Genomic DNA, 13,822 nt, shown 5'->3' with positions numbered 1-13,822 from the left:
CAACTCAGGAGATCCAGCCGGGCCGTGCCGGGCATCCGCACCAATGCCGCACTAACCCGCGGCGGCCGTCTACTGCGGGCAACAGATGTCCTGAGTTAGCCACACACACACGGGCCCTGGCGCGAGGGCGAGCACCCCTGCACCAACGACAGAGGGCCACCCGCGCGAGGGGGCCTGCCGTCGCTAAGCGAGGGTGAGTAGGCCCGTTCCGGGTGCAGTCATGCGGGGTGCGGGACCGGCGGCTGCTAGTTGATGGGGAGGAGGTTGCCGGCGGGGACGGGCTCGCCGTTGAGGATGTCGAGGGTCCAGCCGGCACGGTCATGGACGACCACGTTGAGGGAGGCGTTCCTGATCGTGTCGACGGGCTTCTCGAGCGCCTGCATCAGCGTCAGTCGGATCAGTGTTCCGTGGCTGACAACGATGATGCGGGCACCCGGGTGGTTGCGGGCCAGCAGCTGCAGGGCCTCGACTCCGCGGTCGGCGACACTGGCCTCGGTTTCGGCGCCGTGGAAGCCGCCGATTCCGGTGGGGCCGCCGGGGACGCGGAGCGCGTCCAGCTCGGGGCCTGCGCCCAGTCCCTCGGCGGGACCGTAGTTGCGCTCGACGATCCCTGGGATGCGACCGGTGACGGTCAGGCCGAGGCCCCGGGCGATGAGATCGGCCGTCTCGGCTGCGCGGCTGAGCGGTGAGGAGACGACGAAGTCCCACTCCTGTGCGGCCAGGTGGCCGACGGCATCCGCTGCCTGGCCACGCCCGGTGTCATTGAGCGGGATGTCGGAGTGGCCCTGGATGCGCAGAGCGGCATTCCAGTCGGTCTGGCCGTGGCGGATCAGGGCGAAGGTAGTTGTGGAACTCACCGTTCTATTCTGCCTCGGGCTGAGGTCGGGAGATGAATCGGGTCTCGACCGGGTCGAACATCGGGCGGATCGACTTTTGGAGCAGAGCGCGGTGGCTCAGGTGACCGGGGACGACGCGAAAAGCACGTGCTTGCTCGCCACCAGGTCTGCTGCGTCGTAGATGCGGGCGAGGTCGAGGCCCGCGGCCCGGGCGCCACGCTCTTCGGGCTCACTCTGCGGGGCCATCCGCCCGAGCATCACGCCGCCGAGGGCGCGCACGGCGCAGGCCGCGATGACGCCTTCCGGGGTACCGCCGATTCCCATCGAGAGGTCGATCGCGGCATCCGCCGATGCGGCGGCGATGGCCGTGGAGACGTCACCCTCGGCCGTGCGGAGCACGCGTGCTCCGGCGCACCCGAGTTCGCGGATGAGTTCGACGTGGCGCGGTTTGTCGAGCACAGCGACGGTGAGCGCGGTCTCGGGGATGCCGCTGGCGAGCGAGAACGCACGGAGGTTGCGGGTGGCGGAGGCGTGCAGGTCGAGCACGCCGTGACCGGCTGGGCCTGAGATGAGCTTCTCCATGTAGAAGACACCGGCGGGATCGAACATCGTGCCTCGGGGGGAGATGGCGATCACGCACACCGCCCCGGGCAGGTTCCGGGCGACGAGGGTCGTGCCGTCGAGCGGGTCGACTGCGATGTCGCAGTCCGGTCCGTTCCCCGTGCCGAGCTGCTCCCCGTTGGCAAGCATGGGGGCCTGGTCCTTCTCGCCCTCGCCTATCACCACGGTTCCGCGAAAAGGCGCGGTCAGGAGAACGGCACGCATGGCGGCGACGGCCGCCTGGTCGGCGTTGATCTTGTCGCCGCGACCCACCCAGGGCAGTGTGGCGCGTGCCGCCGCCTCGGTCGACGCGCGCACGGCGGCGACCAGCCCGGCCGGCCAGCCCTCGGCTCCGATCACGGTGGATTCGGCCAGAGGAGCGAACGGGCGGTGCTGCGGCATGGGCTACCTCTTGCTGGGACGGCGGTCTTGTGACCGGCAGCTGAAAGCCTACTCGCGTGCCCGGGGCGGGCACTCGTGCGGGCGACAGCGCGGGCGACAGCGCGGGCGACTCAGGGGGCGACTCAGCGGGCGGGTACCGGTGCGTGGGCTAAGCGAGCAGCTCACGGATGTCGGCGGCCGTCAGGGCGGTCCCGCGCGCGGCGCCATCCGTCATCACGCTCTCGAAGAGGCGGGCCTTCGTGGCCTTGAGGGCCATCACCTTTTCCTCGATCGTGTCCCGGGAGACCAGGCGGTAGACGAAGACGTTCTTCGTCTGGCCGATCCGGTGCATGCGGTCCACGGCCTGCGCCTCGGTGGCCGGGTTCCACCACGGGTCGAGCAGGATGGCGTAGTCGGCCTCGGTCAGGTTCAGGCCGAATCCGCCGGCCTTGAGGCTGATCAGGAAGACCGAATTGTCGCCGGCCTTGAAGCTCTCGATCACCTGCGCCCGGTTGCGGGTCTTGCCGTCGAGGTAGGAATAGCTGATGCCCGCGGCGTCGAGGCGTGCGCGGGCCTTGCCCAGGTACTTTGTGAACTGGCTGAAAATGAGGGTGCGATGCCCGCCGGCGACGACGTCCTCCAGCAGTTCGAGGAGCACGTCGAGCTTGGTCGACGGGATGTCGTCGTACTTCGTGTCGTAGAGGCTGGCATCGAGGCTGAGTTGGCGCAGCATGGTGAGCGAGCGGAAGATCTCGAAACGGTTGGAGTTCATGTCGTCGATCAGGCCGAGCACCTTCTGCCGTTCCCGCTGCAGGTGGGTGTCGTAGACCGCGCGGTGCTTCGGGTGCAGCGTGAGCTCAAGCACCTGTTCCTGCTTGGTGGGCAGGTCGCCGGCCACCTGCTCCTTCGTGCGGCGCAGCATGAACGGGCGGATGCGGCGGCGCAGCTGGTCGAGCCGGTCGCCGTCGGCATCCTTCTCGATCGGTTTCTGGTAGTAGTCGCCGAAGCGGCCTGGGCTGGGGAACAGTCCCGGTGCCGTGATTGAGAGCAGCGACCAGAACTCCATCAGGTTGTTCTCCAGCGGCGTGCCCGTGATCGCGAGCTTGAACGGGGTGGCCAGGCGGCGGGCGCACTGGTGGGCGCGGGACTTGCGGTTCTTGACGAACTGGGCTTCGTCGAGCAGCAGCCCGGACCAGGCCAGGGCCTCGTAGTCGCCGAAGTCCAGCCGGAATAGCGTGTACGAGGTGACGACGACGTCCGCGCTGGCGTGCAGCGAGGCCAGAGTGCTGCTGCGCTTGCCGGCGGTCTCGGTGATCGCGGCCACCCGCAGGCCGGGCGCGAATCGGGCGCACTCGGCCGCCCAGTTGGAGACCACGCTGGTGGGTGCCACGACCAGGAACGGCGCACTCTGCCCCGGCTGCTCCCGCACGCGTTCCATCAGGGCGATGGCCTGCAGGGTCTTGCCGAGGCCCATGTCGTCGGCGAGGATGCCTCCCAGTTGATGGTCGTAGAGAAAGCTCACCCACTCGAAACCGGCCTGCTGATAGCCGCGCAGGGTGGCGTCGACCCCGGCCGGCAGCGGTTGTTCCGGAATTTGGGCGACGTCGGTGAGCCCTGACACGGTGTCGCGCCACGCGGCCGCCTGGCCGGCGACGACCCCGAGGGACTGCAGCTCCTCCCAGAGGTCGGCCTGGAACGGGCTGATCCCCAGGGACTCGGCGCCGGCGTCCTGCAGCCCTCGGGCCTCCTCGATCAGCCGGCGGAGCGTGTGCAGTTCGGGGCGGTCTAGATTGAACCAGGTGCCGCTGGGCAGGATCATCAGCTGCTGACCGACCGCCAGGGCCCGGAACAGGCTGTCGAACGGGATCTCCTCGCCGTCGATGCTGACGGCCACCTGCAGGTCGAACCAGTCCCGGTCATCCGGGCGTTCGGTGGTGCCCACGGTGATCACCGGCGCCTCGTCGGCCTGGCGGTAGTCGGGGGCATCGCCGGCGACCAGCACGGTGACATGGTCTGCGGCCGCCAGGGTCGGCACCACGGAGTCGAGGAAGCCGAGCATGGCGGTGCCGGCCAAGGTGGCGCGCTCGATCAGTACCGGCAGGCCGCTCTGCTGCCCTACCAGGGCCGGCACGGAGGTGAGGAGCGCCTGCACGTCGTGCAGGATCTGTCCCTCCCGGGTGCCGTCGCGAAACCTGTCATCGTCCGGCACCGGGCGGAGTGGCTGGTGGTATTCCGGGTAGTGCCACACCCAGTGCAGGGTGATGCGGGCATCCATCTGGTGCGTGACGGTCAGGGCCAGCACGGGCTGCGGGGTCTCGGGCAGGGCGAACGACTCGTCCCGGCTGGTCACGGTGACCCGGTGTCGAAGGAACGGGTAGAACTCGGCCAGGAAGTCGGCCTCGTCCGCGCCGGGCACCGCGATGGTGTCGGAGGCCGCCATGGCCCGCAGCTCCCGGCTGATCTCGCCCGACAGCGGGGCGAGGGTGATCTGCGGGGAATCGCTGCCGGACTGGCCCGCCCAGGTGTAGACGCCGTGCGCGGGGTTGCCGATGAACCCGAACGTGCCGCGCGCCTGCGGCTCGTCGCCCAGCAGCAGGACGGGGCGCAGCGTGAGGCCGTCGGACACACGACGGATGTCCAGCTCGAGGCACGCAGGAACGGGCGAGACGAGCACGGGATCCTGCTGCGCCGTGGCGGAGACCAGAGGGAGCCCGGCGTTCGCCGCGTCGTCGAGCAGGTCCCAGAGCGCTCGGTCGGGGAAAGCGTCGACCGGAATCCACTGGGTGGAGGTGGCGTAGTACGGGCGGGCCGCGAACTGCAGCGCGTAGAGCGCCGAGAGCACCCGCAGCTGGCCGCGGTCGAGCGACCCGTCGGTGGTCAGGTTCTCCCAGGTGACGCTGCCCCGGATCCACTTGCCCTGCTTGCCCATCATCACGGGCCGCGCCGCCAGCCGGCGCAGCCCCGGCTGACTGGCGAAACGCCCGTGCTCGGGAGCGAGAAGTTGGAACTGGAGGGCGAGGCGGGTGTCTGCGGACGGCGCGGAATCCGGTCGCGCCAGAGGAGCCAGCGTACTTCGCCACGCTGCCCGTGCGGAGAACCCGGCGGTGCCGACGGCCGACCCGGGCTCGCGGCCCAGGGCGGTGGCGGGGGCACCCGGCACTCCGCCGAGGCTGCGGCCCACGGCGCCGCCCTGGCTCGCGATCAGCAGCGCGGCGACATGCTTGCAGTTGCGCTTCATCGGGCAGGTGCAGACGCCGGATGCCCGCACCGCGGCGCCGGCGGAATCAAGGGTGAACGAGACGGTCACCGAATAGGGCGTCGGGTGAGAACCGCGCACCATGCCGAAGAGCTGGGTGTTCGAGCCGAACCAGGTCTCGGCATCAACGTGGCCGTTGCGGGCGTAGCGTTCGCCGCGTGAGAACGCCTGGCTGCCCACAAGGAGCGCGATGTCGTGGGAGCTGAACGTGTGGGCCATGGCGGGAACCATTCTTCCATGCCCCAGCCCGGCCGGCCGTGCCCGGCCGGGCGCATCAGGGGGCTACTCGACGTGCCCGTGTTCCTTCGAGGACCCCTTCGTCAACGTCTTTCCCTGGAAGAAGGCAGGGTTGACGCTGCGCTGGATCAGCATCAGCACGAGGCCGCCGATGAACAGCACCATCGCGAGGATGAACACGAGCCCGACCCCGCCGATGTTCGATCCGCTGCCGTAGTCGGGGTTCATGCTGTCGTAGAGAGTGGTTGCGAAGATGACCAGCAGGATGACCCCGCCGATCAGCGGCGCCAGGAGTTTGAGCAGGATGGCCCGGGGCCCGTTCAGCGAGTCGCGGAAATACCAGACGCAGGCAAACGCGGTGACCCCGTAGTAGAAGCAGATCATCATGCCCAGGGTCAGGATCGTGTCGGTGAGCACATCGGTGCTGAGCACGCGCATGATCGCGTAGAAGCCCCAGGCCACGATTCCTGCCATTACGGTGGCGAAGGCCGGGGACTTGTAGCGCGGGCTGATTGAGGCGAACCGCTTCGGGAACGCTTTGTAGTGGCCCATCGATAGCATGGTGCGTGCCGGCCCGACGAAGGTCGACTGCAGCGACGCGGCCGAGCTGGACAACACGGCCAGCGACATCAGGATGGCGAAGGGACCCATCACCGGTCCGGCGAGGGCGGCGAACACGTTGCCCTGGATCTCCTCATTGCCGAGTCCGAATTCGCCGGCGCCGATGCCGGAGAACATCAGGGCGGCGGCCGCCACGAGGATGTAGAGCGCGAAGATGATGCCCACGGTCAACGTCGCCGCACGCCCGGGGGTTGTCTTCGGGTTCTTGGTCTCCTCGTTCATGGTCAGGGTGACGTCCCAGCCCCAGAAGATGAAGATCGAGAGCGAGACCCCGGCCGCGAAGGCCGAGAACGAAGGGGCGAGGAACGGGTTGAACCAGTCGGCGCTGAACGCGAGGGCATCGAAGGCGGTGCCTTCTACGACCCGCAGCAGGGCGGCGACGCTGAACCAGACCAGCACGATCAGCTGGAAGGCCACGAGCACGTACTGCACGGCCTTCGTGGTCTCCATGCCGCGGTACGAGACATAACAGGCCGCCACCATGAACACCAGACAGGTGAGCACGTTGATCACAACATTGTTCGTCAGGTCGGCGAGGCTCGGGTTGCCGAGAAGCTGGGCGAGCATCAGATAGAAGAAGTCGACGGCGACTCCGGCGAGGTTGGAGAGCACGACCACCGTCGCGACGATCAGACCCCAGCCGCCCATCCAGCCGAGCCACGGCCCGAAGGCGCGGGTGGCCCACGTGAAGGAGGTGCCGGCATCCGGCATGGCGTTGTTGAGCTCGCGGTAGCCGAGCGCCACCAGCAGCATGGGGATGAACCCGACCAGGAAGATGCCCGGCATCTGGGTGCCGACGGCCGCGACCGTCGGGCCGAGGGAGGCCGTCAGGGTGTACGCCGGCGCGATGCACGAGATGCCGATGACCGTGGCGCCGAGAAGCCCGATGGAGCCAGCGCTGAGGCCCTTCTCGGAAAGGCCGCCGGTGAGGGTGGAGGTGCCGGGCGTGGAGCCCGAGGAGGGATGTTGGCTAGTCATGGACTGTCCTTAGGGTCAGTGCGGCTTACGGGCGTCAGTGCCGGTGGGGACCACGATGAGGGGAACGGGGAGCGCGTGCAGCATGCGGTGTGCGGTGATGCCGAGGAAAATCGTGGTGGGCTGAGCCAGCCGGCTGGAGCCGACGAAGGCGATTTCGAACGGCTGCCAGTCGAGGGCCTCGACGGCGGCCTCGACGGTGTGCCCGGACGCGACCTCGGTGGTGATGGTGCCGCGCGCCTTCGACCGACTCTGGAAGTACTCCAGGACGCCGTCGAGGTGGGCCTGGCTCTCGCTCTCGTCGACCGGGTGCCGACGACCGGCGTCGACCTCCACGAGCGTGACGAAACGCAGGTCGACCGTGAGGTCCGCCGAGAAGGCCACCAGTGAGTCGAGCAGCGTCTTCCAGCCCGGCCGGGTGCCGATGGCGCAGGTGATCCGGGTCAGCTGTGCGGGAGCCTTGTAGCCGCGGGGCGCGAGGGCGACGGGCGCCGGCGAGGCGTGCAGGAGCGCGTTGGCCACGCTGCCGATCGTGAATCGGTTCATCAGGCCGCGGCGTGAGGCCCCGACGACGATGCGGTCCGAGTCGAACGCGCGAGCGGCCTGGAGCAGCCCTTCCGTGGTGGAGTCGGCGTAGAAGAGATGCGTGGAGGCGACCACGTCATCGGGAACCAGGGCCTTGCCCTGTTCCAGCCATTCGAGGGCCTGCTCCTCGAGCAGAGCCTGGTAGTCGGGGGAGGTGGAAGCACCGACCCGGGCCGGGACGGTGGATGAATGATGCGGAAGCACAAGACACAGACGCAGCTCGGAGCGGGTCAGGCGCGCCAGCGCGACACCCAGCTCGACGGTGTCATTGCCCCGTTCGGTCGCTTCGTATGCGATGACGTAGTTGGCTACTCGGGTCACGCTGGTTTCTCCCTCGGTTCGCGACGGGTGTCGCACTCAGTGGTCATAGTGCTGTGGATTATGGGCGGGCTGGTCATGTTCATGGTCATGCTCGGCGTGCTCGCCCGGCGCACAGTGCGCCGGGCTGCGTTCCACGTCGAGCGACGGATTGCGGTCGAAGAAGCCGACCGGCTTGAGCCAGAACGACACGGTGTCGACCGGCATGATCGGCCACTCTTCCGGTCGGGTGATGTGGTGGATACCGAAGACGTACCAGAGCACGATATCGGCGTTCCGCACCGGCCGGCGAGCCTGGATCCACTCGGGCAGGCCGTGGTCGACCGCGCTCTGGTTGACGAACTCGCCGCACGGCCAGCGTTCGGACTCGTCGTTCGGGGTGACCCAGACCGTGTGCCCGATCACCTGGGCGCGTTGGAGGGCAGGCGCCGCCTGGTCGAAGAAGGACGGGATGGCTCCGCCGGGCACCAGCTTGTAGGACACGGGGGTGCCGAGGCCGTTGAGCGAGTTCTCGTTCACGACCTTCCAGGCCCGTTGGGTGTCCCAGTTGTAGTCGTCGAACCCCTCGGTCTCGATCGGGGTGTTCAGCTGGGTGATCGCGAGGCCGAGCGGGTTTGCGGCGCTGATCGGCTCGGCCTGCGTCTCGGTGCGGAACACCGTGTTCTCGCGGCCGTCGACGTCGAGGTCCATCCGGGCCACGATGAAGTGCTGGTGGAACGGCGCGTAGGTGCGCGTGTCGACCAGGGTTCCGTTGGGGTGCGGCTGGCCCTCGTCGAGGTGCGTCACCACCATGATCCCGGTGGCGCGCACCTCGCATTCCATGTTGCCGTCCTGGTAGAAGCGCCAATAGACGAGGTACTCGTAGTTCGCTACCGTGACGTGGAAGGACACGACGAGCCGGCGCATCCGGCGCACCTCGGCACTGCCGTTGTGGTCGACGTGCTTCCAGAGCACCGCGTTGTCTTCCTCGTGGATGCAGAACGCGTTCGGGATGCTGTACGGCTCGCCCTTGCTGTTGTGCAGCACGGCATCGAGGTAGCGGATTTCGCCGAGGCAGTCGCAGCCGAGCTCGAGCGAGGTGGTCATGAAGCCGAGGCCCCACTCGCCGATGTCGAAGGCGGTGCGACGGAAATGGTCGACGCTGGGGTCGCGGTAGGGCACGACCATCTCCGCGAACGACAACCGGTTGGCGATGGGCCGCACCCGGCCGCCGTCCCGGTAGCCCACGGTATGCAGGGTCATGCCCTCGCGGTAGTTGAAGCCCACCCGGAGCGACCAGTTCTGCCACTCGATCAGGTTGCCGTCGAGCGTGAAGCTCGGGCCGTCGGGCTGCCCGATGTCGAGCGGGGTGAGCGGCGGGCGCGGGCTTCGATCCCGGATGCGCCGGGGCACCAGGTGCGGCACGTATTCGCCCATTCCCGCCGGCGGTTCGACCGTGAACGAGTCCTCCACCTCGAGCAGTTCCATGGTGTTGACGTCGAGCACGAAGTGCAGGCCGCTGACCGGTCCCGCATAGGGGTTGGCGTCGGTGGACGCCCGGACCCAGACGTCTGACCAGCCCAGGCGGCGGCCGCGATACCGGTCGGGGATTACCGCGTCGCCGTAGGTCCAGGTGTCGATGAAGACCAGGTCGAGGTCGGTGATGCCCCGGCGGGCGAGAGTGGCGATCACATCGGGGTGGGCGCGAAGGGCGGCGTCGGCTTCCTCCCACTCGTCGACGGTGAAGTTCGCCTGCATCCCCGGCACCGTTTCCCACTCGAGCAGGGCGTCGGTCGTGAGCGAGACGACGCCCACCCAGGTGGTGTTCTCGGCGCGGTGGAGCACTACCAGCCGTGCGCGTCGGTCGGGAACCGCGCTGGTAGCTGTGAACTCGGCGACGGCGCTCCGGGGCGGCTCGACCAGCTCGATCGAGGTGAACCGCCACCCGTCGGCGACGCCGCGCTCGCGGGCGAGGATGGCGACGGCGGAGGTGAACTCAGCGGCGGAGAGCGGGTCGAGCGGGTGGAAAGTCATCGAGGGGCCTCTGTTCTCGTTGGCGGTGGTCGAGCCTGGCGGTGGTCGAGCCTGTCGGGACCCGTGTTTATTCCAGCGCGCTCATCACGTGCTTGATCCGGGTGTAGTCCTCGACGCCGTACATCGACAGGTCTTTGCCGTATCCGGACTGCTTGAAACCGCCGTGTGGCATCTCGGCGGTCAGCAGGAGATGGGTGTTGATCCACACCGCGCCGAAGTCGAGGTCGCGGGAGACCCGCATGGCCGTGGCGTGGTCGAGGGTCCACACGCTGGAGGCGAGCGCGTAGTTGACATCGTTCGCGAGCGTGACCGCGTGCTCCTCCGACGTGAAGGGCTGCACCGTGATCACCGGGCCGAACGTTTCCTCCTGCACGATCGCGTCCGTTTGGCGCACCTGAGTGACGACTGTGGGCTCGAAAAAGAAGCCCTCGGTGCCGACCTGGTGTCCGCCGGTGGCAATGACAGCGTGGTCGGGCAGGGCCGCGACCTTGCGCGAGACGTCGCCGAAATGGTTGACGTTGTTGAGCGGCCCGAAGTAGTTGTCGGCGTCGTCGGCCGACCCGGTAGTGCGGCTGCGGGCCTCGGCGACGAGTGCGTCGACGAACTCGTCATGGATGGACTCGTGCACGAGCACTCGCGTGATGGCCGTGCAGTCCTGCCCGGCGTTATAGAAGGAGAAGTCGGCGATGGCGGCGGCGGTCACGCTGACGTCGACGCCGGCGAAGACCAGGGCCGGCGCCTTGCCGCCGAGCTCGAGATGGGCCCGCTTGAGCGTCTTCGCGGCGCCGGCGGCGACGGCCATACCGGCCCGCACGCTGCCAGTGATCGAGACCAGGCCGGGTACCGGATGCTCGACGATCGCGGCCCCGGTGCCGCCGTTGCCGAGCACGATGTTGATCACGCCGTCGGGGAGGATGCCCTGGCTGATCCGGGCGAGTTCGAGGGTCGACTCCGGGGTGGTGTCGCTGGGCTTGAGCACGAGGGTGTTGCCGGCCGCCAGCGCGGGGCCGATCTTCCAGATGGCCATCAGGAAGGGGAAGTTCCACGGGGTGACCTGCCCGACCACGCCGATCGGTTCGCGGCGTACCCAGGAGGTCATGCCGGGCAGATATTCACCGGCGGACTTGCCCTCGAGCAGTCGGGCGGCACCGGCGAAGAAGCGCAGCTGATCGGCGCCGGCCGCGACCTCGTCAACGGCGATCGTGGCGCGAGGTTGGCCCGTGTTGCGGTGCTGGGCCTCCACGATGGCGTCGCTCTCGGCATCGATCGCGTCGGCGAGGCGCAGCAGCGCGCGCTGCCGCTCGGCGGGAGTGGTGCGGCCCCAGGTGCGGAAGGCGGTCTTCGCGGCGGTCATCGCGTCGTCGACGTCGGCCGCGGTGGAGACCGGGGCCCGGGCAACCCGGCGTCCCGTTGTGGGATCGACGATGTCGAGCAGCTCGGTGCCGGAGGGAGTGACAAAGCGGCCGTTGATGAAGTTTTTAAGGGTGGGGGTGGCCACGGGCCTGATCCTCTGCGCTGAGTGTAGAAACGGGTCTTTTGTTCGGTAAGTATGGCATCCGACAGAGGAATTCGGATACCCGGACGAAAACTGGGTCGTGATGGGGCTGCCGCCGTAGCACCGCCGAGTTGTCTCCGGACCGCTGGCGCGTTTTCTCGATGTCCCCTAAACTTGAGTCCAACAGGCTCAGCTTTTTGCCGACCTGCGACGAGAGCGGCCGGCCCGAGAGAGGATCTTCCGATGCAAGCAGGTCAGCAACCGCCCCAGGAAGAAGCGAAGACGGCGTTGGAGCAGTACGGTGTCAACCTCACCGAGATCGCCCGGACCGGCAAGCTTGACCCGGTGATCGGGCGGGACGCGGAGATTCGGCGGGTCAGTCAGGTACTCACCCGCCGCACCAAGAACAACCCGGTGCTGATCGGTGAACCCGGCGTGGGCAAGACCGCCGTTGTGGAGGGACTGGCCCAGCGCATCGTGGCCGGCGATGTGGCCGACTCCCTCAAGGGCAAGCAGCTGGTCTCCCTCGACCTGGCGGCCCTGGTGGCGGGGGCCAAGTATCGCGGCGAGTTCGAGGAGCGGCTCAAGGCCGTGCTCAAGGAAATCAACGACGCGAAGGGGCAGATCATTACGTTCGTCGACGAGCTGCACACCCTGATGGGTGCCGGCGGCGGCGAAGGGTCCGTGGCGGCCTCCAACATGCTCAAGCCCATGCTCGCCCGCGGCGAGTTGCGCCTGATCGGTGCGACCACGCTCAACGAGTACCGCGAATTCATCGAGAAGGATGCCGCCCTCGAGCGCCGGTTCCAACCGGTGCTGGTCGACGAGCCCAGTGCGGAAGACACTGTGGCCATCCTGCGCGGGCTCAAGGAGCGCTACGAGGCCCACCATAAGGTGTCGATCGCGGACTCGGCGCTGGTGGCCGCGGTCTCCCTTTCCAACCGGTACATCACCGCCCGCCAGCTGCCGGACAAGGCCATCGACCTGATCGACGAGGCGGCCAGCCGGCTGCGGATGGAGATCGACTCCGCTCCCGTGGAAATCGACGAACTGCGTCGCAGGGTGCAGAGACTGGAGTTGGAAGAGCTCGCGCTGAAAAAAGAGAAGGACGACGCCTCTAAGGCTCGCCTGGGGAAGTTGCGTGCTGACCTTGCCGAATACACGGTGGCCCTTGCTGAGCTGCAGGACCGCTGGGACAAGGAGCGTTCCTCGCTCAACCGGATCGGCGATCTGAGGAAGCGCTTGGTGAGCACCCGCAGCCAGGCCGAGGTGGCCGAGCGCGAGGGCAACCTGGAGAAGGCGTCCAGGCTGCTCTACGGCGACATCCCGGTGATCGAACGGGAACTCGCCGAAGCGGAGCAGACCGAGCAGGATGGGCCGCGGATGGTCGGTGACCAGGTCACCGCGGAGGACATCGCCGCCGTGGTCGCGATGTGGACCGGCATCCCGGTAGGGCGGCTGCTGCAGGGCGAGACGGAGAAGCTGCTGAACCTCGAGGGTGAGCTCGGGCACCGCTTGGTCGGGCAGAAGCAGGCCGTGCGCGCGGTCGCCGACGCCGTGCGCCGCAGCCGGGCCGGCATCTCCGACCCGGACCGGCCGACCGGTTCGTTCCTCTTCCTCGGGCCGACCGGCGTGGGCAAGACGGAGCTGGCGAAGGCGCTCGCCGAGTTCCTCTTCGACGACGAAAAGGCGATGGTGCGCATCGACATGAGCGAGTACGGGGAAAAGTTTTCCGTGTCCCGTCTGGTCGGGGCTCCTCCCGGCTATATCGGCTACGAGCAGGGCGGGCAGCTGACCGAGGCCGTGCGCCGCCGCCCGTATTCGGTGATTTTGTTCGACGAGGTGGAGAAGGCGCATCCGGAGGTCTTCGATGTCTTGCTGCAGGTGCTCGACGACGGCCGGCTCACGGATGGCCAGGGCCGCACCGTGGACTTCCGCAACACGATCCTGGTGCTGACCTCGAACCTCGGGTCGGCGTTCCTGATCGACCCGGTGCTCAGCCGGGACGAGAAGGAGGCGGCCGTGCAGGCACTCGTGCGCAAGACGTTCAAGCCCGAGTTCGTCAACCGTCTCGACGACATCGTCGTGTTCGAATCGCTGTCGATGGAGGACCTCGGCCAGATCGTCGGGCTGCTCGTTGACCGGTTGGAAAAGCGGCTGATCGAGCGGCGGCTCGAGCTGGGCGTGACCCCGGATGCCCGCACCTGGCTGGCGGAACGCGGCTATGACCCGATCTACGGTGCGCGCCCGCTGCGGCGGTTGATGCAGACCGAGATCGACGACAGGTTGGCGACCGCGATCCTGTCGGGCGCCGTGCGGGACGGCGAGACGGTGCGGGTGGACCTGGCGCCGGACGGGGAATCGCTCAGCGTCGCATCCGCCCCGTTGCTGGTCGTGGACCCGGCCGACCTCGACGACGACGCGCTGCTGTAGTTCTGTCCGTCGCCGGATTTCGCGTTTAGCGGAATTCGGCGGGAATACGACGGAACGGGCCCCCTGCCCCGG

At 68.1% G+C, this 13,822-nt stretch carries 8 protein-coding genes; 1 reads left to right on the top strand and 7 read right to left on the bottom strand.

Features of this window, described 5'->3' with window-relative positions:
- Positions 1–245: 245 nt before the first annotated feature.
- The 7 genes from E3O47_RS06145 to E3O47_RS06115 form a co-directional block, all read right to left on the bottom strand.
- Positions 246–857, bottom strand: a complete 612-nt coding sequence (locus E3O47_RS06145; protein ID WP_134419862.1) for a histidine phosphatase family protein — start codon at positions 855–857, stop codon at positions 246–248.
- Between the two features lie 96 nt (positions 858–953).
- Complete coding sequence (locus E3O47_RS06140) at positions 954–1,838, bottom strand: fructose-bisphosphatase class II family protein (RefSeq protein ID WP_134419860.1); 885 nt, start codon at positions 1,836–1,838, stop codon at positions 954–956.
- Between the two features lie 148 nt (positions 1,839–1,986).
- Positions 1,987–5,292 (bottom strand): DEAD/DEAH box helicase, encoded by a 3,306-nt coding sequence (locus tag E3O47_RS06135; RefSeq protein ID WP_166785337.1) that lies wholly within the window; start codon positions 5,290–5,292, stop codon positions 1,987–1,989.
- Between the two features lie 63 nt (positions 5,293–5,355).
- Positions 5,356–6,909 carry an APC family permease gene (locus tag E3O47_RS06130; protein ID WP_134419856.1) on the bottom strand — a complete coding sequence of 518 codons (1,554 nt, stop codon included), beginning with the start codon at positions 6,907–6,909 and terminating at the stop codon, positions 5,356–5,358.
- Between the two features lie 15 nt (positions 6,910–6,924).
- Positions 6,925–7,812, bottom strand: a complete 888-nt coding sequence (locus tag E3O47_RS06125) for a universal stress protein (RefSeq protein ID WP_241976927.1) — start codon at positions 7,810–7,812, stop codon at positions 6,925–6,927.
- 36 nt (positions 7,813–7,848) lie between these two features.
- Positions 7,849–9,822, bottom strand: coding sequence for a primary-amine oxidase (locus E3O47_RS06120; RefSeq protein ID WP_134343197.1), 1,974 nt, complete (start codon positions 9,820–9,822; stop codon positions 7,849–7,851).
- 67 nt (positions 9,823–9,889) lie between these two features.
- Complete coding sequence (locus tag E3O47_RS06115; RefSeq protein ID WP_198416264.1) at positions 9,890–11,329, bottom strand: aminobutyraldehyde dehydrogenase; 1,440 nt, start codon at positions 11,327–11,329, stop codon at positions 9,890–9,892.
- Between the two features lie 231 nt (positions 11,330–11,560).
- Here E3O47_RS06115 and E3O47_RS06110 point away from each other — a divergent pair, with 231 nt between their 5' ends.
- Positions 11,561–13,750, top strand: coding sequence for an AAA family ATPase (locus E3O47_RS06110; protein WP_134419852.1), 2,190 nt, complete (start codon positions 11,561–11,563; stop codon positions 13,748–13,750).
- Positions 13,751–13,822: the final 72 nt, after the last annotated feature.

Origin of the sequence: Cryobacterium sp. TMT2-17-1, from assembly GCF_004402765.1 — a bacterium.
Taxonomy (GTDB): Bacteria; Actinomycetota; Actinomycetes; order Actinomycetales; family Microbacteriaceae; genus Cryobacterium; species Cryobacterium sandaracinum.
Note: the sequence above shows the minus strand (reverse complement) of the source record. Positions and strands in the feature narration are given on the sequence as shown.